The sequence below is a fragment of the Massilia sp. DD77 genome (assembly GCF_036961685.1).
GTDB lineage: Bacteria > Pseudomonadota > Gammaproteobacteria > Burkholderiales > Burkholderiaceae_D > Telluria.
In genome coordinates, this window is sequence record NZ_JBAMDH010000010.1 from 72,766 (window position 1) to 94,980 (window position 22,215).

Genomic DNA, 22,215 nt, shown 5'->3' on the forward strand with positions numbered 1-22,215 from the left:
TGCCACCCGCAAGTGGGCAACCGCAGTCCCCTAGCTTCCCTGCCTGCCGCATCCCCGCGCGCGGCGTTCGCGCCTGCGCGTCCGTATTGGAAAAGACAGTGAGGCAAACATGGCAATCCGCGAAAATTTCAGCTACACCGACATGGAAGAATGGCTCGATGCGAAACGGGCCACCGAAATCGAATGCCTGGTCCCCGACCTGACCGGCGTTGCGCGCGGCAAGATCCTGCCGCGCGTGAAATTCACCGAAGACCGCGGCATGCGGCTGCCCGAAGTGGTGCTGGGCATGACCGTCACCGGCAACACGCCGGAGCGCGACGAGGCCTATAACCGCGCCATCTCCGCCACCGACCGCGACATGATCCTGAAGGCCGACCCGACCACCATCACCATGGTGCCGTGGGCGGTGGACCCGACCGCCCAGGTCATCCACGACTGCTATTTCGCGGACGGCAGCCTGGTCGACTTCGCGCCGCGCAGCGTGCTGCGCCGCGTGCTCAAGCTGTATGCGGAACGAGGCTGGAAGCCGCTGGTCGCGCCCGAGCTCGAGTTCTATCTGACCGCCAAGAACATCGACCCCGACCTGCCGCTGGCCGCGCCGATCGGCCGCAGCGGCCGCGCCGAGACCAGCCGCCAGGTCTACAGTATCGACGCGGTCAACGAGTTCGATCCACTGTTCGAGGACATCTACGACTATTGCGAGATGATGAACCTCGACGTCGACACCCTGATCCACGAGATCGGCGCCGGCCAGATGGAAATCAACTTCCAGCACGGCGACCCGCTCGGCCTGGGCGACAAGGTGTTCTACTTCAAGCGCACCCTGCGCGAGGCGGCGCTCAAGCACGACATGTACGCGACCTTCATGGCCAAGCCGATGGAAGGCGAACCCGGTTCGGCCATGCACGTGCACCAGAGCGTGGTCGACGCCAGGACCGGCCGCAACATCTTCAGCAACGAGGACGGCTCGGCCTCCAGGCTGTTCCAGCACTACATCGGCGGCCTGCAGCGCTACATGCCCTCGGCGATGGCGATCGTCGCCCCTTACGTGAATTCCTACCGCCGCATCGTGCGCCACACCGCCGCGCCGATCAACCTGCAATGGGGCATGGACAACCGCACCGTGGGCTTCCGGGTGCCGGTGTCGGGCGCCCAGGACCGTCGCGTCGAGAACCGCGTGATCGGCGCCGACGCCAATCCCTACCTGGCGCTGGCCGTGACCCTGGCCTGCGGCTATCTCGGCATGACCGAGGAAATCGACGCCCTGCCGATGGTCGAGGGCAGCGCCTACGACATGCCGGTCGAACTGCCGCAGGGCCTGTCCGAGGCGATCACCCTGCTGCGGCGCGAGGAGCGCCTGCGCGAGATCCTGGGCGAGCGCTTCATCGACGTCTACTCGGCGGTGAAGGAAGTCGAGCACCAGGAATTCATGCGCGTCATCAGCCCGTGGGAGCGCGAGCACCTGCTGCTGCATGTCTGATCAACGAACATTCACGATGATGGGAGTCGATCATGACAGCCAAGCTCACGGCACAAGCCCCGGTGCGCGTCCAGGCAGCGGACAACTTTGACACGTACGACACGGCGGCGCTGCAGCAGCTCGACGCGGCGCACTACCTGCATCCCTTCACCGACCACGCCGCCTTGCGCGAGCGTGGCGCGCGTGTCATCGTGCGCGGCGACGGGGTGTATCTCTGGGATTCGGAAGGCAGGAAGATCATCGACGGCATGGCCGGCCTATGGTGCGTGAACGCCGGCTACGGCCGCGCGAGCATCGCCGAGGCCGTGCATGCGCAGATGCTGGCCCTGCCTTTCTATAACAGCTTCTTCAACACCACCAACGTGCCCGCGGTGAAACTGGCGGCGCTGCTCGCCAGCCTGGCGCCGCCGCAGTTCCAGCACGTGTTCTTCACCACCTCGGGCTCGGAAGCGAACGACACCATTGTGCGCATGGTGCGGCGCTTCTGGCAGCTGCAGGGCCAGCCGGAGCGCCAGGTGATCATCAGCCGCCGCAACGCCTACCACGGCAGCACCATGGCCGGGGCCTCGCTGGGCGGCATGGCGGCCATGCATGCCCAGGGCGGGCTGCCGATCCCCGGCATCACCCATATCGAGCAGCCCAGCTATGCCGAACATGGACACGGCATGAGCGAAGCCGGCTTCGGCCTGGTGGCGGCCAGCTGGCTCGAGGACAAGATCCTCGAAGTGGGCCCGGACAAGGTGGCGGCCTTCATCGGCGAGCCGGTGCAGGGCGCGGGCGGCGTGATCATCCCGCCGGCGACCTACTGGCCCGAGATCCAGCGCATCTGCGAGAAGTACGACATCCTGCTGGTGTCCGACGAGGTGATCTGCGGCTTCGGCCGCCTGGGCACCTGGTTCGGCTGCGAACTGATGCAGGCCAAGCCGGACCTGATCGCCTTCGCCAAGGGCGTCACCTCGGGCTACGTGCCCCTGGGCGGGGTGCTGGTGGGCAGCCGCGTGGCCCACACCCTGGTCGAGAAGGGCGGCGACTTCAACCACGGCTTCACGTATTCCGGCCACCCGGTGGCCTGCGCCGCGGCGCTGGAAAACCTGCGCATCCTGATCGAGGAAAAGCTGGTGGAGCGGGTGGCGCTGGAAACCGGGCCGCACCTGAAGGCGCGCTTCGCCTCGCTGGTGTCGCACCCGCTGGTGGGCCATGCCGAGACCTGCGGACTGGCGGCGGGGCTGAACCTGGTGCGCCGCAAGGGCGCCACGGTGCACGACTGCGAAGCCTTCCCGCCCTTGAACGCGGTGGGGATGCTGTGCCGCGGCTTCATGTTCGACAACGGGGTGATCATGCGCGCCGTAGGAGACAGGATGATCGTGGCGCCGCCCTTGTCGATCACGGTGGCGGAGATCGACGAGATGGTGGAGAAGATCAGGGATTGCCTGGATTTGACGCTGGAGGAGGTGCGGAAAAGGGGATGGGTTGAGTAGCGGCGCTTGTGGTTGCTCAACGAAACTTGGATTCCCGCCTTCGCGGGAATGACGGTTTAAAAGCTGCGGACTACGACAGTTTTCGTAGCCAGCTCACTTTGCCCGTCATTCCCGCGAAGGCGGGAACCCAAGTTCGCACCGCACCCGCTACCTTATCCGAGCGCAGCGAGCCGTAATCAATCAGGCCGCCACCACCTTCGCCTCACCATGATTCTTGAACACCTGCGGCGCCAGCGACCCCACGAACATGCCCGCGAACGCCGCCAGCAGGCCCGCCAGCTGCCCCGGGAAATGCTCGCCCCACGTGGTCAGCTGCGGGAAGAACAGCAGCCACACGAGAATGCCCGCGCCGATCGACAGGATCGCGCCCTGGGTGGTCGCGCGCTTCCAGTACAGGCCCATCACCAGCGGCACGAAGGCGCCGACCAGGGTCACCTGGTAGGCGCTCGACACCAGTTCGTAAATCGAGGTGCCTTCCATCGCGATCGCATAGGTCAGCACGATCGCCGCGAAGATCACCACGGTCACGCGCATCGCCAGCAGCTGCTGCTTGTCGCTCATGCCGGGACGCAGGTGCTTGAGGATGTTCTCGACGAAGCTGGTCGACGGCGCCAGCAGGGTGGCCGAGGAGGTGCTCTTGATCGCCGACAGCAGGGCGCCGAAGAACAGGATCTGCATCACCAGCGGCATCTTGGTCATGATGAAGGTCGGCAGCAGGCGCTGGTAGTCGTTCTTGGCGATCTCCATGGCGGAGCCGCCCATCACCACGACGGCTGCTGCGACGATGAACATCGGCACGAAGGCGAACAGGATGTAGCTGGCGCCGCCGATCACGGCGCCGGTGCGCGCGGTCGGGGCGTCCTTGGCCGACATCACGCGCTGGAACACGTCCTGCTGCGGGATCGAGCCGAACATCATGGTGATGGCCGCGCCGATGAAGAACATGATGTCGGTGAAGCTCGGCTCCGGCAGCACGCGCCACAGGTCGGCCTGCTGGGCCATCGCCAGCACCTTGTCGGAACCGCCGGCCAGGTCGGCCGCGAAGACCGCGATGATGCTCATGCCGACCACCAGCACGATCATCTGGATGAAGTCGGTGATCGCCACCGCCAGGAAGCCGCCCACCACCACGTAGACCAGCACCGCCAGGGTGCCGATCAGCATCCCGGTCGCGGGCGCCATGGCGCCGTTGGTCAGCACCGAGAACACCAGGCCCAGGGCGGTGATCTGCGCCGCCACCCAGCCCAGGTAGCTCAGGATGATGGCCACCGAGCAGAACACCTCGATGCCCTTGCCGTAGCGCTGGCGGTAGTAGTCGCCGATGGTCAGCAGGTTGAGTTTATAGAGCTTGGTGGCGAAGAACAGGCCGACCAGGATCAGGCAGGTGCCGGCCCCGAACGGGTCTTCGATCACGGCGTTCAGGCCGCCCTGGACGAACTTGGCCGGCACGCCCATCACGGTCTCGGCGCCGAACCAGGTGGCGAACGTGGTGGTGATCACCATGATCAGGGGCAGGCTGCGACCCGCTACGGCGAAGTCGCTGGTATTCTTGATCCGTGTACCCGCCCACATCCCGAGCGCCAGCGTACCCAGCAGGTAGAGCACGACAAAAATGATCAAAGTGGTGTTCATGCGGTGTGCTCCGAGGGACAGAATATTATCGGGCGGAAAATCCGCGATTATAAATGCAGAACCTGGCGATTGGAGCAACTTTCCCAGGATTTGTACCGGGTTGTTGCTCCTCGGTTGCTTTTCATTGAAGGATGGGCGAAATGACAACAAAAACCTGGCATGAACAAGCCGCCGCACTCAACGCCGACGGCCGCGCCTTCATCGACGGCTGGCGCGTGGACGCGCGTTCCGGCCTGTGCTTCGATTCCCTGTCGCCGGTCGACGGCCGCAAGCTGGCCGAGGTGGCCCGCTGCGACGTGCTCGACGTCGACCTGGCCGTCACCGCGGCGCGCCGGGCCTTCGAGGACCGGCGCTGGGCCGGCATGGCGCCGGCCGCGCGCAAGCGCGTCCTGGTCCGCTTCGCCGACCTGATGCTGGCGCACCGCGACGAGCTGGCCCTGCTCGAGACCATGGACATGGGCAAGCCGATCCGCTACAGCCTGAGCGTGGACGTGCAGCTGGCCCAGAACTGCATCCGCTGGTACGGCGAGGCGGTCGACAAGATCTACGACCAGGTCGCGCCCACCCCCGAGGACAGCCTGGCATTGATTACCCGCGAGCCGGTGGGCGTGGTGGCCGCCATCATCCCCTGGAACTATCCGATGCTGATGGCGGCCTGGAAGATCGCCCCGGCCCTGGCGGCCGGCAACAGCGTGGTGCTGAAACCGTCCGAGAAAGCGCCTCTCAGTGCGCTGCGGCTGGCCGAGCTGGCGCTGGAGGCGGGCGTGCCGCCGGGCGTGTTCAACGTACTGCCCGGCTACGGCGACGAAGCGGGCAAGGCCTTGGCCCTGCACATGGACGTCGATTGCATCGGCTTCACCGGCTCCACCCGCGTGGGCAAGCAGATCGTGCAGATGGCGGGCCAGTCGAACCTGAAGCGCGCCTGGACTGAATTGGGCGGCAAGTCGGCCAATATCGTGTGCGCCGACTGCCCGGACCTGGACGCCGCCGTCGAGAGCGCGATCGGCTCTATCTATTTCAACCAGGGCGAAAGCTGCAACGCGCCTTCGCGCCTGTTCGTCGAGGAATCGATCCGCGAAGCCTTCCTCGACAAGGCGATGACGCTGATCCCGCGCCACGCGCCGGGCGACCCGCTCGACGAGGAAACGGTGATGGGCGCCATCGTCGACCAGGCCCAGATGAAGACCGTGCTCGGCTACATCGAGGACGGCAAGGCGGCCGGGGCGCGCCTGCTGGCGGGCGGCGCCGCGGCGCGCCAGGACAGCGGCGGCCTGTACATCGAACCCACCCTGTTCGACGGCGTCGACGGCGCGATGCGCATCGCGCGCGAAGAGATCTTCGGGCCGGTGCTGTCGGTGCTGTCCTTTACCGACCTCGATGAGGCCATCAAGCAGGCCAACAGCACGCCCTATGGCCTGGCGGCGGCCGTGTGGACCCGCGACATGAGCAAGGCGATCCGCACCTCCCGCGCCCTGCGTGCGGGCACGGTGCACGTGAACCAGTACGACAGCGACGACATCACGGTGCCTTTCGGCGGCTACAAGCAGTCCGGCAACGGGCGCGACAAGTCGCTGCATGCGTTCGACAAGTACACGGAGTTGAAGACGACCTGGATCCAGGTGTGAGCGCGCTCGGGGCAGGCGACCTACGAGCAGACTGAGCTTCAACGTTTTTTCACGCCATGATTCCGGTGGCAATCCTAGTTGATGCCTGCCAAGCTCATTCACAAGGTTTCGCGCAACGATAAGCGTCGCTTAGACTCCGAGGAGACGCTTATGTCCGGATTTTAACCACGCGATTCACGCGGCATGTTCATGCTTCCCCAAGCCCCGGAGGACGGTGGCTACTACACATATGGCACCCATACAGGGCTTCAACGACCTGCATATCCCCGGCGTGAAATATTGGAATAAGCACAACGACCACCTGCATAGCGCTTAGTAAAGGAAGCCTCATGCGAAGTACTACGTTTCTGCTGCTGGCCGGTGCCATGCTATTCGCGGTTGCCGCTTTCTCCCATTCACACGCTGCGGCACCGCAAGAATGGGACGGAGACTTCCATCCTGCCAAGGTGAGCTACCTGAGCTACTCCGGCAGTCTGAGCGAAAAAGAGCCGCCCAAAGCGGGCAAGCAGAAGCTTTCATTGATGATGGAAGGTCAGCTTGCCCAAGAGTTGTTTGCCTCGATCGGTCCCGACCAGAAAGACGCCTGTGGTGAGGAATCGGGGCTTCGGATCAGGCGGCGAGGGGACGTTTCATGTACCTTCGACAAAGATTCGAAGTCGTATCCTTACACCTGCTACATCGGCGTCGACATCAAGACTGGGAAAAGTACGACAGGATCGATCTGCTAGCTGCAGGATTCAACGAATTTCCGGCTCAAGTGACTAGATCGACATGTCGCGCAGCGCCTTGGACGCCTCCCGGTTGGCGCCCAGGCGGGTGCCGTCGCGCATGTCGATCTGCAGTTGCGACTGGTCGTCCGGGGTCATCGATTCGACGAAATCGAGGTTCACCAGCACCGAGCGGTGGATGCGGATGAAGCGCGCCGGGTCGAGCTGGGCTTCCAGTTCCGAGATGCCGAGCCGCACCAGGAAGTTCTGGCCGCGCGCGACGATCACCGTGTACTTGGAATCCGATTTCATGTACTCGATGTCGCTCACCGCCAGCGGGAAGATGCGGCCGCGGTCGCGCACCAGGATGCGTTCGACGCGCTTCACCTCGCGCTGCCCGGCCTCGGCCAGCACCTCGCCCAGTTCCGCCGGAGAGCGCTCCGGCGTATCGAGCAGGCGCGTCACGGCCGCCTCGAAGCGCGCGCGGGTGAAGGGCTTGAGCAGGTAGTCGACGGCGTTCAGCTCGAAGGCGGTCACGGCGTACTGGTCGTAGGCCGTGGTGAACACGATGCGCGGCAGGTAATCCAGGCGGCGCAGCACCTCCAGCCCGGTCATCTCGGGCATCTGGATGTCCATGAACACCACCTCGGGCCGCAGCCGGTGGATCTGGGCGAGCGCCGAAGCGCCGTCGGCGGCTTCGCCCACCAGGCGCAATCCGGCGTGGGCCTGGATGGCATCGCGCAGCACCTCGCGTGCGAGGGGTTCGTCTTCCGCGAAGAATACGGTCTTGGTGGTCATGCGGGTTTCCCTGTCGTTTCGAGCGGAATGGAAAAGGCCACGGCGAAGCCGGCGCCGGGCGCGGTGTCGATGCGCAGCGCCGACTCCGCGCCGTAGTCGAGCACCAGGCGCTTTTCCACCGTGCGCAGGCCGAGGCCCGCGCTGCGCCGGATCGCGTCCGCCTCCACGCCCGGCCCGTCGTCGCGCACGGCGAAGCGGAGGCGGCCCGCCGCGTCGTCGCGCACGGTCTGGATGTGCAGGGTGCCGGGGCGGCTGTGCGGGTTGAACGCATGCTTGATGCTGTTCTCGACCAGCGGCTGCAAGGACAGCGCGGGCACCTGTTCGCTGCCGGCATCGGGGTCGAGCTGCCATTGCACGTTCAGCCGGCCGCCCAGGCGCAGCGCTTCCAGTTCCAGGTAGTCGCGCACGAAGTCGAGCTCCGCATCCAGCGTGACCCGGTCGCTGCCGCTCTTTTCCGTATCCAGCACATAGCGCAGCATGTCAGAGAACTGGAATAGCGCGGTTTCCGCCGCATCCGGGTCCTTGCGGGTCAGGGCGATGATCGAATGCAGGGTGTTGAACAGGAAGTGGGGATTGAGCTTGCTGCGCAAGGCGTTCAGTTCCGAGGCGATCAGGAGCCGCTGCGTTTCCTGCATCGCCAGGGCATGGCGGTGCGCCGTGTCGCCTGCGCGGATCAGGTGGAACACGCCGGCGCCGAGCAGGTAGGTCATGCAGTGGTAGAGCAGGGGCCAGATGTACCAGACCACCGGCTTGTTGGCGCCGAAGAACAGCCAGAACGGGCCTTGCGACACCAGGGAGAAGCTGAGCGCGGCGAACGCATGGACCGCGACGATGGTCGAGAGCCTTGCGCGGCGGCGCTCCAGGCAGCCGGTCAGCGGCCAGGCCAGGGCCAGCAGCAGGGCGGAGGGCAGCATGCCGAAGAAGGAGAGGGCGGCCTTGCCGAGGTCGGGCTGTCCCGCCACGACCTGGTCCAGCTGGTCGGCGGTGGCCAGGAAAGCGGCGTAGACCACCCAGCCGATCGCATAGATCTTCCACATCAGGCGATGGCCGGGCTGCTTGGGTGTTGATGTTTTCATAGTGAAAGTATCGCGCAGAATGCGCCGCCGGTGGCCGGCCATGACGCGAAATGCGGGATTCGGTGCCTGGATTGAGGAAAGCCGCCAGCGGCGCGCGGGGCGGGTGGGCGTGGTGCTATATTGACCATCCCGAGGCAGCGGCGGAACCACGATGGACGACAGTGCGATGCGCGAGTTTCTGCGCGAACACAACATTCACGAAGTCGAATGCGTCATCACGGACATGACGGGTATCGCGCGCGGCAAGATCCTGCCGAAAGACCTGTTCCTCGACGGCGGCCCCATGCGCCTGCCCAAGAGCGTGCTGCTGAACACCGTCAACGGCGAACAGCCCAACAACGCGCCCTATGTCGGCACCACCGACCCCGACATGATCTGCATGCCCGATCCGCGCACGATGCGCGTCGTGCCATGGGCGTCGGAGCGGGTGGCCGTGGTCATTCACGACTGCCGGAACTTCGACGGTTCGCTGGTGGAGCTGGCGCCGCGCGCGGTGCTGCGGCGCGTACTCAAGCAGTACGAGGAACGCGGCTGGCGCCCCGTGGTGGCGCCCGAAATGGAGTTCTACCTGGTGGCGCGCAACACCAATCCGCACGAACCCCTGACCCCGCCGATGGGCCGCACCGGCATGGCCGAGACGGGCCGGCAGTCCTACTCGATCGACGCGGTGAACGACTTCGATCCCTTCTTCCTGGAGCTCTCCAGCTTCTGCAAGGCGCATGACCTGGGCGTGGAAACCCTGATCCACGAAGCCGGCGCGGGCCAGATGGAAATAAACTTCGCCCACGGCGACGCGCTCGAGCTGGCCGACCGCGTGTTCCTGTTCAAGCGCGCCGTGCGCGAGACGGCCCTGCGCCATGGCATCTTCGCCACCTTCATGGCCAAGCCCATGGAAACCGAGCCGGGGAGCGCCATGCACGTGCACCAGAGCGTGGTCGACATCGTCACGGGACGCAACATCTTCACCGCGGAGGATGGCGGACCGAGTCCCTTGTTCTTCCAGTACATCGCGGGACTGGAGCGCTACGTGCCCGATGCGCTGCTGATGTTCGCGCCGCACGTGAATTCCTACCGCCGCCTGTCGCGCTTCCAGTCGGCGCCGACCAATGTGCGCTGGGGCTACGACAACCGCACCTGCGGCATCCGCGTGCCCAACTCCTCTCCCGAGGCGCGGCGCGTGGAGAACCGGGTGCCGGGAGTGGACGTGAACCCCTACCTCGCGATGGCGGCGACCCTGAGCTGCGGGCTGCTGGGCATGACGGAGCAGCTCAGGCCTTCCAAACCGACCGGCGACAGCGCCGAGCACGTACACGACGATTTGCCGCGCGACCTGGAGGATGCGATTCTGCGGCTGCGGCAGTGTCCGCAGCTGGCGGGGATGCTGGGAGACTTATTCGTGCAGGCCTACTGCGAAGTGAAAGAGCTGGAGTTTGCGACCTTCAGCAGGGTGATCAGCTCTTGGGAGAGGGAGCATTTGATGCTGCTGGTGTGAGATGCGCGATCGGCTGCGGTAAGAGAACTTGGGTTCCGGCCTTCGCCGGAACGACGGTCTTAAGGCTATAGGTAAACTTAATCAACGTCATCCCGGCGAAGGCCGGGATCCAAGTTTGCCCGCATCACGGACAAGGCAGCGTAATCGTCAGCTTGGTCACCCCCGACCCCGACTCCATGCTCACGCTCCCACCCTGCACCTCGGCCATCAGCCGGATCGAGTACGTCCCCAGCCCCGTCCCGCCAATCTTGTCGCTGGACGCGTATTTGTCGAAGAAGCGCTCCCGCAGCCCCACCGGCACTTCTCCCGGATTGTCGATCATGACATGCAGGTTGCCGTAGCCCGGCGCCACGACCATGCGCACCGCCGCGCCCTGCGGCGACGCTTCCACCGCGTTCTTCAGCGCGTTGTTGAACATCGAGTAGCACAGGATCGGCTCGCCCAGGCACATCAGGTCCTGGGGCGGCTCGAAGCGGATCACCACATCCTTCTCGGTGAAGGCCAGCTGCACCTGCTGCGCCACCTTGGCCAGCAGCGCGCCCAGGTCGAACATCTGCAGGACCGGCTGGTAGCTGCCTTGCTCCATCTTATAGACGTCGAGGGTGCGGTTGATCATCTCGAGCGCGTGCTCGGCCGCCTCGCCGATCATGCGCACCTGCTCTTCCTGCGCTTCGTTCAGCGCGCTCCCGAGCAGGAACTGGCTGCCGTGCAGGGCCACCGCGATCGGGCTCTTGAGGTCGTGGCGGGTCATGCGCTCGACGTCCTCGCGCAGGCGCGCGTTCTCGATCAGGAGTTCGTTCTGGCGCTTCAGGTCCTGCATGGCGGTGGCCAGCATCAGGTGGGCCGACAGGCGCGCCTTGAGGATGGTCGGATCGGCCGGCTTGGCCACGTAGTCGACCGCGCCCAGGCGCAGGCCGGACACCACGTCCTCGGTGCCGTCGCGCGCCGACAGGAAGATGATCGGGATGTGGGCCGTCTTCGGATTCGCCTTGAGCTGGCGGCAGACCTCGAAGCCGTCCATCACCGGCATCATGATGTCGAGCAGGATCAGGTCGACGTGGAAGGCGTCGGCGATCTCCAGCGCCTTCTTGCCGCTGATCGCGACCTTGATCGCGTACTCGTCCTTCAGCACCCCGGCCAGCACCTCGATGTTGGTCGGGATGTCGTCGACGATCAGCACCGTGCACTTCCTGACCCGCTCGCCGATCGGCTGGTCCAGGCCGATCACGTTCGATGGCGGCAGGGACGGCGCCACGGCCACCGCCGCAGGGGCCGCGGCCGGAGCTGGAGCTGGAGCTGAGGGTGGTGCGGGACGGGCAGGGCGCGCAGGCGGGGCGAAAGGAGAGGCGGGCGCGCTGTCGAGCGTCACGCCGAGCATGCTCATGAACTTGCTGGCGAAGCTGTGCACCGTGAAGGGCTTGATCATGTAGGCGTTCACGCCCGCCTGCAGCGCGGTGCGCACCGAGGCCGGGTTGGCCTCGGCGGTCAGCATCATGAAGGGCGTGTGGGCGTAGCGATGGTCGCTGCGCATCCATTTGAGCAGGTCGATGCCGCTCATGACCGGCATGCCCCAGTCCCCGACCACGATGTCGATCTGCTGCTTGCGCATCAGGTCCTGGGCCGACTTGCCGTTGTCGGCCTGGAAGACGTTCAGGTAGCCGAGTTCGGCCAGCACCTGGCGCACGTGGGTGCGGATCAGGAGGTAATCGTCGACGATGAGGATGGCGGAGGACTTGTCCATGATATTTATAGCAACGTAAGTTAATGGAGTTTAACAACTAATCGGTAGGCCGCCTATGTGGCTGGGAGGCCACTGTTGCATCCTTGTTTAGTCATGCTTGCCTGTTTTTGCGTGTTTCTACGTTTACTTGCGTGTTATTGCCCGTTTGTGTAGAGTTGACCTCTCATCGGGAGGACACATGCAGTTAGCGGAAGAGCGCCGCCAGGCGATCGTCGAGGCGGTGGAGCGCGAGGGCCGGGTGCTGGCCGTCGAACTGGCGCGCAGCCTGGACACCTCGGAAGACACGATCCGGCGCGACCTGCGCGACCTGGACGCCGCCGGCCTGCTGCGCCGCGTGCATGGCGGGGCCGTGCGCCTGCGCCGCGAAGCCAGCTTCAGCGAGCGGGCCGAGGCCGACATGGCGCGCAAGGGCCAGCTGGCGCAAGGCCTGCGCGAGTGCATCCGCCCGGGCGACACGGTGCTGGTCGACGCCGGCTCCACCCACCTGGCGCTGGCGCGCCAGCTCGAGGACGGCTGCGCCGCGGCCATCGTCACCAACAGCCCCCAGATCGCCATGGCGCTGGGCCACTTCCGCCGCACCCGCATCGTGCTGCTGGGCGGGACCTATCACCCGGACGCCGGCGCCACCGTCGGCGCCGCTACCCTGCTCGAGGTGCAGCGCCTGCGCGCCGACCTGGCCCTGGTCGGCGTGTGCGGACTCGATCCCGCGCGCGGCCTGGCCGCCGCGAACCCCGAGGAAGCGGCGCTCAAGGGCGCCATGCTGGCCGGCAGCGCACGGCGCGTGGTGGCCGTGCTCAACGAACGGCTGGAAGACGGCGCGGCCTTCGTGTTCGGTGCGCTGGCCGACCTCGACCACCTTGTGCTGGAGGCCGACGCGCCGCCGGAAGCCGTCGAGCGGCTGCGCAGCGCCAACCCGGCGCTCGACATCAAATTTTCAGGAAAGGCCAAGGCATGAACCCGATGTCAAGTACCGGCGCGCGCAGCATCGAAGCGGGACGCTGGGCCATCTCCACCGTCTTCCTGCTGAACGGCGCCGGCATCGGCCTGTGGGCCGCCCACGTGCCGGTGGTGCAGGAGCGCATGGGCATCGATACCTCGACCCTGAGCATGGTGCTGCTGACCATCGCCGCGGGCGCACTGATGGCCATGCCCCTGATGGGCGGGCTGACCTCGCGCTTCGGCACGCGCCGCATGACCCTGCTGTCCGGCTTCGCGTTCGCGCTCATGCTGGGACTGATCATGAAGGTGGATGGGCTGGCGCCGCTCTTCGTCACCGCCTTCCTGTTCGGCATCTCCAATGGCGCGCTGGACGTGGCGATGAACGCCAACGCCAGCGAGGTCGAGACCGCGCGCGGGCTCCCGACCATGTCTTCCTTCCACGGGTTCTTCAGCCTGGGCGGCCTGTTCGGCGCCGCGCTGGGCGGCCTGTTCATCGGCCAGGGCTGGGGACATGGCCAGGGCGCGCTGGCGATGGGCGTGCTCACGGCGGCGGTGCTGGCCGTGGCCGCGCCGCGGGTGCTCGCCTTTGCGCCGACCCATGCGCATGGCAGCCATTTCAGCCTGCCGCGCGGCGCCGCGCTCGGTCTCGGGCTGCTGGCCATGCTGTGCTTCGCGGTGGAGGGCGCGCTGGTGGACTGGAGCGGCCTCCTGATGCAGGAGCGCACCGGCGCGGCGCCGGCCACCGCGGCCATCGGCTTCTCGGCGTTCTCGATCGCGATGGCGGCGTGCCGCTTCGCGGGCGACCGGATGATCGTGCGTTTCGGCGCCCTGCGGGTGATGGTGGTGGGCGGGATCGCGATGTTCGCAGGGCTGGCCACGGCGGTGCTGAGCACGCACTTTTTACTGTCGGCCTGCGGCTTCGCGCTGATCGGCCTGGGTGCGGCGAACGTGGTGCCGCTGCTGTTCGGCGCGGCCTCGCGCATTCCGGGCATGAGCGCCGGGGCGGGCGTGGCGGCGGTGGCCACCCTCGGCTATGGCGGGCTGCTGCTGGCGCCGCCGGTGCTGGGGTGGATCGCGACGCAGTCGAGCGTGATGGTGGCGCTGGGGATGCTGTCGCTGTCGGGGCTGGTGATTGCGGTGAGTGCGGGGGTGGTCAAGCGGCATACCTGATCGCCGACGCGGTGATAGTCAGCTTAAGCGTAGTCGCGCAGGACGATATATCCCCCGCCATCCCCCGGCCGCGATTCCACCAGCGCATACCCCCGCGTTTCCCACGTGATTGCCGGCCCGGACACGGGAAGCTCCGCACCGCCAGCCCGCCGCGCCATGGTCACATGCGGCCGATACTTGCGCGCTTCCGGAACGAGTCCAAGCTTCTCCAGCGCCTCGCCCAGCCGCGCATGCAGGGCCAGCAGCTCGGGCGGCTCCGCATTGGGCTCCAGCACCGCCAGCCCGTGCGGCCACATCACGGCCCGCCCCAGCTCCAGCCGGAAGGGTTCGAAGGGCACCGTCAGTTCCTCCCGCAGCGCGGACAGCCGGTCGGAAGGCAGGTTGCCCAGGAAGTGCAGGGTGAGGTGGAGCTTGTCGGTATGCACCGGCGCCGCCCCGCGCGGCCAGCCCCAGGCGTCGCGCCATTCGCGCAGCTGGTGGCGAATGGCCGGGTCCGGCCAAAGAGCCAGAAATAGACGGGTTGACTGCGGGCCGGTCGACTGCGGCTGGCCTTCCACCTCGCCTCCTTTAGAAGCAGTGCTCCGGCCCGGGGAAGCTGCCGTCCTTCACGGCCGCCACGTAGGCGGTGACGGCGGCGTCGATGCTGGTCTGGCCGTCCATGAAGTTGCGCACGAAGCGCGCCTTACGGCCCGGGAACACGCCCAGCAGATCGTGCATCACCAGCACCTGGCCCGAGCAGTCCGGGCCGGCGCCGATGCCGATGGTCGGGATGAACAGCAGCTCGGTGACTTCCTTGCCCAGGGCCGCCGGAATGGCTTCCAGCACCACCATCATGGCGCCCGCGGCCTGCAGCGCGAGCGCGTCGGCCTTCAGGCGTTCGGCCGCCTCGTCGGTCTTGCCCTGCACCTTGAAGCCGCCGAAAGTGTGCACGAACTGCGGGGTCAGGCCGATGTGGGCGCACACGGGAATGCCGCGCTCGACCAGGAAACGCACGGTGTCGGCCAGCCAGGCGCCCCCTTCGATCTTGACCATCTGGGCGCCGGCGCGCATCAGCTGCACGGCGCTGTCGTAGGCCTGCTGCGGATTGCCGTAGGCGCCGAAGGGCATGTCGGCCAGCACCAGCGCGTTTTTATTGCCGCGTGCGACGGACGCCGTGTGGTAGGCCACCTCGGCCACGGTCACCGGCAGGGTCGAGTCGTGGCCGGCGCAGACCATGCCCAGCGAATCGCCGATGAGCAGGACTTCGACGCCGCAGCGGTCCATCAGGGACGCGAAGCTGGAATCGTAGGCGGTCAGCATCGCGATCTTGTTGCCGGCAGCGCGCATGGCGAGCAGGGAGGGAACGGTCACGGCCTTGGCCACGGGCTTCGGCGCCTCGTTGCCGCCACCACCGAGATAAGCGCTCATAGATATCCTTTTGAAAACGAAACTTCCAGAGCGCGTAGTGTAATGCGGCGGCCGCGATTGCGCAGGAAAGCTTCTAGAAAGGGTCTTCTAGGAATGAAACGGCGCCCCGGCGGGTTTTGCTAAGATGAACAGGGTTTACATGCAGAATGCCGTTTATCGACGCCCCAATGGCCACGACTATCCTCATTATCTTTCTCGTTGTTTATCTCGGAATGATCCTCGGGGGACTGCCCTTCCTCCAGCTCGACCGCACTGGCGTGGCTTTGCTGGGGGCCATCGCGCTCATCGGCATCGACGCGCTGAGCCTCGACGAAGCGGTGGCGGCGATCGATCTGCCGACAATGATCCTGCTGTTTTCCTTCATGGTGATATCGGCCCAGATGCGTCTTGGCGGGTTTTACGATTGGGTCACCCACCGGCTGGCGGGCTTGCCCTTGCGTCCCGCGGGCTTGTTGGCTGTACTGGTCGTGATCACCGCCGCGCTGTCTGCCATATTCAGCAACGACATCGTTTGCCTGGCGGTCGCGCCAGTGCTGATCGAGGCCTGCAGGCGGCGCCGGCTCGCGCCGCTTCCTTTCCTCCTGGCGCTGGCCATTGCCGCCAACATCGGCTCGGCCGCGACCTTGATCGGCAATCCGCAGAACATGCTGATCGGTCAGACGCTGCGCCTGCCTTTCGGCGCCTACTTCCTGAAGGCGCTCCTGCCCGTCGTGGTAGGGCTCTTCATCAGCTGGGCGCTGATCGTCCGGCAGATCGGCGGGCGATGGAAAGAAGCCGGCGCCTTGGCAGACGGTGCAACCGCTCCCGGGCCGCAAGCAGAGGAAGTGCCTTTCGACGCGTGGCAGACGATCAAGGGGCTCGTCATCGCCGGTGCGCTGCTGGTGGCCTTCCTGGTGGCGCCCTGGCCCAGGGAACACATGGCGCTGATCGGCGCCGGCATTTTGTTGATGAGCCGCCGGCTGCATTCCCGCAAGATGCTGGGCCTGGTGGACTGGGAGCTGCTCGTCCTGTTCATGAGCCTTTTCGTGGTGAACCATGCCCTGCAGCGCACCGGCATGCCCGCCGACGCCATGGCGTATCTCGCCACCGCCGGCGTCCGGCTGGACGAGCCGGGATCGCTGTTCCTGGCCACCTTCCTGCTTTCCAACCTCGTCTCCAACGTGCCCGCGGTGATGCTGCTCCTGCCCGCTGTCCACCATGAAATCGGCGGCGTGCTGCTTGCCCTGGTCAGCACGCTGGCAGGGAACCTCTTGATTGTAGGAAGTATCGCGAACATCATCGTGGTGGATGCCGCGGCCAGGTACGGAATCGCCATCGACTGGAAAAACCATGCCCGCGTGGGTGTGCCGGTCACGCTGGCGACTCTGGCGGTCTCGGGAATCTACCTGGCGCTGCTTTTCTGACGCGGCAAAAAGGACACCATGGACAGGCTTGATGCGATGCGCGTGTTCTGCGCGGTGGTGGATGCGGGAGGATTCAGCAGGGCTGCGGAGCGGCTCGGCATGTCCACGTCCTCCGTCACCACCCACGTGGCCAGCCTCGAGGCGCATTTCCGCGTGAAGCTGCTGCACCGGACCACGCGCAGCATGTCCCTGACCAGCGAGGGCAGCCAGTGCTACCAGCATGCATTGCAATTGCTGGCCGACATGCAGGAACTGGAAGCGCGGCTCCATGACGCCGCCGACACGCCGAGCGGAACCTTGCGGGTGGACATGCCGGGACTCGTCTCGCGGCTGATTGTCTCTCCGGCGCTGCCGCGTTTCCTGGCGCAATACCCTGACATCACCGTCCGTGCGACCGTCAGCGACCGCTGGCTCGACATGGTCGAGGAAGGCGTGGACGTGATGATCCGCATCGGGCCTGTGGCGGATTCCGGCCTCGTCGCACGCCAGCTCATGCAGACCAGCTTCATCTGCTGCGCCTCGCCGGACTTCGTGCGCCGCTACGGCCTGCCCGCGTCGCCCGATGCATTGCATGATTTCGCCTGCCTTGGTTTCATGCTGCCGAAAGCAAGGCGTCTGCGGCCGTGGGTGTTCAAGGGCGCCGGCGAAGTCGTCCCCCAGACGCGCTTCAGCTCCGACCATGCCGACTCCCTGCTCGAGTTGTGCAAGGCGGGCGCCGGCATTGGCCAGTTCCTGTCGCTTTCCGTCGCGGACGCCTTGCGTAGCGGCGAACTGCTGCCCCTGCTGGTGCCCTGGCAAGCCGATGGCCCGTTGGTGCACGCCCTGTTCCAGCAAAGGCAGCAGCGCGCCGCGAAGGTGCGGGCCTTCGTCGACTTTGTGGCGGAACTGTTCGCTGCGCGGGCCGGCATCCAGGCGCCGATTATCCCGGCTTCCTGAAAACTGCATCCGCTCTTGCTCCATTGAACTGCCCCGGCCGGCTCACTACACTGAATCATCCTTCACCCACCGGAGCAGATCATGGAACAGACGATGAAAGCAGTTGTCCTCAGCGCATTCGACGCGCCGATGACCGTGACCGAGCTGAGCCGTCCGCATGCGGGCGCCGGCCAGGTCCTGGTCCGCGTCATGGCCAGCGGCGTCAATCCCCTCGACCTCAAGGTCGCTGCCGGCAAGGCGGATCATGCCAAGGTCAGCCTCCCCGCCATTCTCGGCATCGACATGGCCGGCGTGGTGGAAGCGGTCGGTGAAGGCGTGCAAGGCTTCGCACCGGGAGACGAGGTGTGGGGCATGACCGGCGGCGTGGGCGGCGTGCAAGGATCGCTCGCCGAATACGCCGCCGTGGACGCTCTCCTGCTCGCCCATAAGCCGGCCAGTATCGGGATGCGCGAGGCCGCGGCCCTGCCGCTGGTATTCATCACCGCATGGGAAGGGCTGGTGGACCGCGCCCGGCTCGCAGCCGGCATGAAGGTGCTGGTGCATGGCGGCGCCGGCGGCGTCGGGCATGTCGCCGTGCAGATCGCCAGGGCGGCCGGCGCCGAGGTCTACGCGACCGGCAGCGCCCAGCAGCGCGCCACCATCGAAGGCTTCGGCGCCGTGTTCATCGACTACCAGGCCAGCAGCGTCGAGGACTACGTCAAGCGATACACGGACGGCGAAGGCTTCGACATCGTGTACGACACCGTGGGCGGCGCCACCCTCGACGCCTCCTTCTTGGCGGCGCGCCGCTACCACGGCCACGTCGTCAGCTGCCTGGGCTGGGGAACGCACGCGCTGGCGCCGCTCTCATTCCGCGCCGCCACGTATTCCGGTGTGTTCACCCTCCTGCCACTGTTGAGTGGCAAGGGCCGCGCCAACCATGGCCACATCATGGCGCAGGCAGCCAGGCTGGTGGACGAAGGGAACATCAAGGTCTTGCTCGACGAGCGGCATTACGCGCTGTCCGAGGCCAACCAGGCCCACGCGGCCATGCAGGACCGCAGCGCACGTGGCAAGATCGTGGTGGATGTGGCGTGAATCGGACTGCCTGATCCGGTCAGGCAATCCGGGCGATGAACTGGTCGGCCACCCGCGGCACGAAGCCCGCCGCGGGGCCCAGGCCAGGGATCACCGCGTCGGGCGCGATTTCCAGCAGCGGCGCCAGCACGAAGGCGCGTTCGTGCATGCGCGGATGCGGCACCGTGAGCGTGCCGGTGGCGATGGTCCCGTCGCCGTACAGCAGCAAGTCGAGGTCGAGGGTGCGCGGCGCGTTGCGGTAGGGCCGCTCGCGGCCGTGCGCCAGTTCGATGGCCTGCAGGGCTTCCAGCAAGGCTTGCGCCCCCAGGGAGGTCTCGATGCTGGCGACGGCATTGACGTAGTCGCCGCCGCCCGAATCGATGGGCGCCGTGCGGTACAGGCTGGAGCTGGCGATCAGGGTGGCGCCGGGCAGGGCGCCGAGGCGCGCGATCGCGTCCAGCACGTTTCCTTGCGCATCGCCCAGGTTGGCGCCGATGCCGATGTAGGCGATCATTCCTCGCCGCCGCCCGCCCCCTGGGCTGCCGGCGCACCTTCGCCGCTGGTCTTGCGCGGACCGCGGCGCGGACGGCGCTTCTTGGGAGGGCCGCCGCCTTCGCGTTCGCGGGTGTTGGCCGCGGCCACCAGGCGTTCGCGTTCGCCGCCTTCGGCGTCGTAGAACTCGGTCCACCATTCGCCGATCTCGGCCGGCAGTTCGCCCGAGGCGCAGCGCAGCAGCAGGAAGTCGTAGCCGGCGCGGAAGCGCGGGTGCTCCAGCAGCTTGTAGGGTGCGCGGCCGACGCGCCGCTCGAAGCGCGGCTGCATGGCCCAGATGTCGCGCATGTCGGTGGCGATGCGGCGCTGCAGGGCCAGGTTGTCGGTTTGCGTCTCCAGCACGTCGTCGGCCGCCAGGTGCAGGGCCGGGATCGGCGATTCGCCGGCGGCGCGGTAGGCGTTCCACTTCTCCAGCACCTGGTGCCACAGCAGGGATGCGAACAGGAAGCCCGGCGAGACGCCCTTGCCGGCCTTGACGCGTCCGTCGGTCGACTCCAGCGCCAGGGTCACGAACTTCATGCCGATCGGCTGCTCCAGCACCACGTCCAGCAGCGGCAGCAGGCCATGGTGCAGGCCGGCCGAGCGCAGCTCCTTGAGGCAGGCCAGCGCATGGCCCGAGAGCAGCAGCTTGAGCATCTCGTCGAACACGCGCGCGGCGGGCACGTTGTCGATCAGGGGCGCCATGACGGGGATCGGCGCGCGCGTGGTGGGCTCGATGGTGAAGCCCAGCTTGGCGGCGAAGCGCACCACGCGCAGCATGCGCACCGGGTCTTCGCGGTAGCGCGCTTCCGGCATGCCGATGATGCGAAGGGTCTTGGCGCGGATGTCCTCGATGCCGCCGTGGTAGTCCAGCACGCTCTGGGTGGCCGGATCGTAGTACATCGCGTTGATGGTGAAGTCGCGGCGCGCCGCATCCTCGTGCTGGGGGCCGAAGCTGTTGTCGCGCAGGACGCGGCCATGCTCGTCCTTGGGCGCGTTGTCGCTGCCGTTGCCGCGGAAGGTGGTCACCTCGAGCAAATCCTGGCCGAACATCACGTGCACGATCTGGAAGCGGCGGCCGATGATGAAGGCGCGCCGGAACAGGCGCTTGACCTGCTCCGGCGTGGCGTCGGTGGCGATGTCGAAGTCCTTGGGCTTCACGCCCAGCAGCAGGTCGCGCACCGCGCCGCCCACCACGAAGGCCTTGTAGCCGGCTTCCTGCAAGGTCTGGGTCACCCGGACCGCGTTCGCCGAGACGTTCTTCGGGTCGATCTGGTGCTCTTCCGGCCCCAGGATCACCGGTTCGGTCGGATCGCGATCGTCTTTGACGCCGAGGATTTTGCGGATGAATTTTTTAATCATTGAATAAACGGATGGTTGGCCAGCCCTGCGCCTGCGCATGGCTTGCGAGCGCGCTGCTCGGGTTGGTGGCGATCGGGTGGGACACGATCGACAGCAGCGGGATGTCGTTGTGCGAATCGCTGTAGAAATGGCTGCGCTCGAAACTCTCGAACGGCCTCCCCATGCGCTCCAGCCAGGCGTGCATGTGATGGATCTTGCCGGGGCCCGAGGTCGGGGTGCCGGCCAGCTTGCCCGTCAGCCGGCCCTGGGCGTCGACTTCCGGCATGGCGGCGATATGGTGCTCGACGCCGAAGGCGCGCGCGATCGGGGCGGTAATGAAGTGGTTGGTGGCGGTGATGATCGCCACCAGGTCGCCCGCGTCGACGTGCTCGCGCACCAGCTTCACGGCCTGGGGCAGGATCGCGGGCTCGATCACTTCGCGCATGTACTGCGCGTGCAGGGCGTCGAGGCGCTCGCGCGGGAAGCGCGCCAGGGTGCCGAGGGCGAACTCCAGGTATTCGACCGGGTCGAGCACGCCGGCCTGGTACTGGGCGAAGAACTCGTCGTTGCGGCGGCGGAAGGCGGCTTCGTCGACCGCGCCGACGCGCACCAGGAACTCGCCCCACTCGTAGTCCGAATCGATCGGCAGCAGCGTGTGGTCCAGATCGAAGATGGTAAGGTGTTTCATACTTTGGGTTCCGACTGCGTATTGTCCGGTTGCTGGTTTTCCTGCAGCAACAAATCACGCAGCAGGGGCAGCGTGACCGGGCGCTGAGTCTCGAGCGAATATTGGTCGAGGGCGTCCAGCATGGTCGCCAGGGAGCGCATGTCGCGCTTGAAATGCGACAACAAATAGGGTAACACGCTGGCCGACAAGGTCAAACCGCGCGCTTCCGCCGCCTGGGTGAGCGCGGCGATCTTCTCGTCGTCCGACAGCCCGTGGATCTGGTAGACCAGGCCCCAGCCCATGCGCGTGCGCAGGTCCTCGCGCACCTGCAGCAGGGCGGGCGGCACCGGGCCGGTGCACACCATGTAGGCGCCATGCTCGCGGATCTGGTTGAACAGGGCGAAGGCGTCGATCTGGCGCTGCGGCGACAGGCGGTCGCAATCGTCCAGCAGGTAGAGGCTGACCTCCGGCGCAAAGACGAACTGGTCTTCCGGCGCATCGGCCGGGATGTAGCGCGAGCCCGGGCTGGCCGCCAGGGCTTGCAGCAGGTGGGTCTTGCCGGTGCCGGTGTCGGCCCACAGGTAGGCGAAGTGCTCGCGCGATGCGCGCTGCGCGAACTGGTGCATCAGGTGCGCCATTTCCGCGTTTTCGCCCACCTGGAAGGTGTCCAGGCTCTGCGCCGGATCGGCGCCCAGGTCAAGCACCAGCTGTTTCATGGTGTTGGTCGTTTGCAAAC

General features: G+C 66.5%; 20 protein-coding genes. 10 read left to right on the forward strand and 10 right to left on the reverse strand.

Annotated features, from left to right (window positions below; genetic code table 11):
- Positions 1 to 109: 109 nt before the first annotated feature.
- Positions 110 to 1,480 (forward strand): glutamine synthetase family protein, encoded by a 1,371-nt coding sequence (locus tag V7778_RS07650; RefSeq protein WP_335553413.1) that lies wholly within the window; start codon positions 110 to 112, stop codon positions 1,478 to 1,480.
- 32 nt (positions 1,481 to 1,512) lie between these two features.
- Entirely contained in the window at positions 1,513 to 2,958 is a 1,446-nt protein-coding gene (locus tag V7778_RS07655; protein ID WP_335553415.1) for an aspartate aminotransferase family protein, read from the forward strand.
- A 180-nt stretch (positions 2,959 to 3,138) separates the two neighbouring features.
- Here V7778_RS07655 and V7778_RS07660 read toward each other — a convergent pair whose 3' ends face one another.
- Positions 3,139 to 4,590: a sodium:solute symporter family protein gene (locus V7778_RS07660; protein WP_335553417.1), complete on the reverse strand. Its 1,452-nt coding sequence runs from the start codon at positions 4,588 to 4,590 to the stop codon at positions 3,139 to 3,141.
- Between the two features lie 140 nt (positions 4,591 to 4,730).
- Here V7778_RS07660 and V7778_RS07665 point away from each other — a divergent pair, with 140 nt between their 5' ends.
- Together V7778_RS07665 and V7778_RS07670 are read left to right on the forward strand one after the other, a co-directional pair.
- The gene (locus tag V7778_RS07665; RefSeq protein WP_335553419.1) at positions 4,731 to 6,215 is read left to right on the forward strand and encodes an aldehyde dehydrogenase; all 1,485 of its coding nucleotides are present in this window, start codon (positions 4,731 to 4,733) and stop codon (positions 6,213 to 6,215) included.
- Between the two features lie 329 nt (positions 6,216 to 6,544).
- Positions 6,545 to 6,943 (forward strand): hypothetical protein, encoded by a 399-nt coding sequence (locus V7778_RS07670; protein WP_335553421.1) that lies wholly within the window; start codon positions 6,545 to 6,547, stop codon positions 6,941 to 6,943.
- 33 nt (positions 6,944 to 6,976) lie between these two features.
- Here V7778_RS07670 and V7778_RS07675 read toward each other — a convergent pair whose 3' ends face one another.
- A complete protein-coding gene (locus V7778_RS07675; protein ID WP_335553423.1) occupies positions 6,977 to 7,720 on the reverse strand; it encodes a LytR/AlgR family response regulator transcription factor in 744 nt (247 codons plus the stop codon).
- Positions 7,717 to 8,796 (reverse strand): sensor histidine kinase, encoded by a 1,080-nt coding sequence (locus V7778_RS07680; RefSeq protein ID WP_335553425.1) that lies wholly within the window; start codon positions 8,794 to 8,796, stop codon positions 7,717 to 7,719. The genes V7778_RS07675 and V7778_RS07680 overlap by 4 nt, the downstream gene beginning before the upstream one ends.
- Before the next feature lie 151 nt (positions 8,797 to 8,947).
- Here V7778_RS07680 and V7778_RS07685 point away from each other — a divergent pair, with 151 nt between their 5' ends.
- Entirely contained in the window at positions 8,948 to 10,288 is a 1,341-nt protein-coding gene (locus V7778_RS07685) for a glutamine synthetase family protein (protein WP_335553427.1), read from the forward strand.
- Between the two features lie 124 nt (positions 10,289 to 10,412).
- Here the strand turns inward: V7778_RS07685 and V7778_RS07690 are convergent, their stop codons facing one another.
- Complete coding sequence (locus V7778_RS07690) at positions 10,413 to 12,029, reverse strand: response regulator (RefSeq protein WP_335553429.1); 1,617 nt, start codon at positions 12,027 to 12,029, stop codon at positions 10,413 to 10,415.
- 178 nt (positions 12,030 to 12,207) lie between these two features.
- On the opposite strand from V7778_RS07690, the gene V7778_RS07695 reads away from it, so the two are divergent.
- Positions 12,208 to 12,984, forward strand: coding sequence for a DeoR/GlpR family DNA-binding transcription regulator (locus V7778_RS07695; RefSeq protein ID WP_335553432.1), 777 nt, complete (start codon positions 12,208 to 12,210; stop codon positions 12,982 to 12,984).
- Positions 12,981 to 14,138 (forward strand): MFS transporter, encoded by a 1,158-nt coding sequence (locus V7778_RS07700; protein WP_335553434.1) that lies wholly within the window; start codon positions 12,981 to 12,983, stop codon positions 14,136 to 14,138. Before V7778_RS07695 ends, V7778_RS07700 begins: the two co-directional genes overlap by 4 nt.
- Before the next feature lie 23 nt (positions 14,139 to 14,161).
- On the opposite strand, the gene thpR is transcribed toward V7778_RS07700, so the two are convergent.
- Together thpR and panB are read right to left on the reverse strand one after the other, a co-directional pair.
- Positions 14,162 to 14,695 carry an RNA 2',3'-cyclic phosphodiesterase gene (gene thpR, locus V7778_RS07705; RefSeq protein WP_335553436.1) on the reverse strand — a complete coding sequence of 178 codons (534 nt, stop codon included), beginning with the start codon at positions 14,693 to 14,695 and terminating at the stop codon, positions 14,162 to 14,164.
- Positions 14,696 to 14,705: 10 nt separating this feature from the next.
- Entirely contained in the window at positions 14,706 to 15,545 is an 840-nt protein-coding gene (gene panB, locus V7778_RS07710) for a 3-methyl-2-oxobutanoate hydroxymethyltransferase (protein ID WP_335553438.1), read from the reverse strand.
- Between the two features lie 167 nt (positions 15,546 to 15,712).
- Between panB and V7778_RS07715 the strand changes: the two genes are divergently transcribed.
- From V7778_RS07715 to V7778_RS07725, 3 genes are all read left to right on the forward strand, one after another.
- A complete protein-coding gene (locus tag V7778_RS07715; RefSeq protein ID WP_335553439.1) occupies positions 15,713 to 16,948 on the forward strand; it encodes an anion transporter in 1,236 nt (411 codons plus the stop codon).
- A gap of 18 nt (positions 16,949 to 16,966) precedes the next feature.
- Positions 16,967 to 17,884, forward strand: coding sequence for a LysR family transcriptional regulator (locus V7778_RS07720; protein WP_335553441.1), 918 nt, complete (start codon positions 16,967 to 16,969; stop codon positions 17,882 to 17,884).
- A gap of 81 nt (positions 17,885 to 17,965) precedes the next feature.
- On the forward strand, positions 17,966 to 18,961 hold the full coding sequence (locus V7778_RS07725; RefSeq protein WP_335553443.1) for a zinc-dependent alcohol dehydrogenase family protein: 996 nt from the start codon (positions 17,966 to 17,968) through the stop codon (positions 18,959 to 18,961).
- Positions 18,962 to 18,980: 19 nt separating this feature from the next.
- Here V7778_RS07725 and folK read toward each other — a convergent pair whose 3' ends face one another.
- From folK to hda, 4 genes are read right to left on the reverse strand one after another with little or no spacing between them, the layout of a single operon-like run.
- The gene (gene folK / locus V7778_RS07730; protein ID WP_335553445.1) at positions 18,981 to 19,454 is read right to left on the reverse strand and encodes a 2-amino-4-hydroxy-6-hydroxymethyldihydropteridine diphosphokinase; all 474 of its coding nucleotides are present in this window, start codon (positions 19,452 to 19,454) and stop codon (positions 18,981 to 18,983) included.
- Complete coding sequence (pcnB, locus tag V7778_RS07735; RefSeq protein WP_335553447.1) at positions 19,451 to 20,833, reverse strand: polynucleotide adenylyltransferase PcnB; 1,383 nt, start codon at positions 20,831 to 20,833, stop codon at positions 19,451 to 19,453. The genes folK and pcnB overlap by 4 nt, the downstream gene beginning before the upstream one ends.
- Positions 20,826 to 21,500: an HAD family hydrolase gene (locus tag V7778_RS07740; RefSeq protein WP_335553449.1), complete on the reverse strand. Its 675-nt coding sequence runs from the start codon at positions 21,498 to 21,500 to the stop codon at positions 20,826 to 20,828. The genes pcnB and V7778_RS07740 overlap by 8 nt, the downstream gene beginning before the upstream one ends.
- Positions 21,497 to 22,195: a DnaA regulatory inactivator Hda gene (gene hda / locus V7778_RS07745; RefSeq protein WP_335553451.1), complete on the reverse strand. Its 699-nt coding sequence runs from the start codon at positions 22,193 to 22,195 to the stop codon at positions 21,497 to 21,499. Before hda ends, V7778_RS07740 begins: the two co-directional genes overlap by 4 nt.
- Between the last annotated feature and the right edge of the window lie 20 nt (positions 22,196 to 22,215).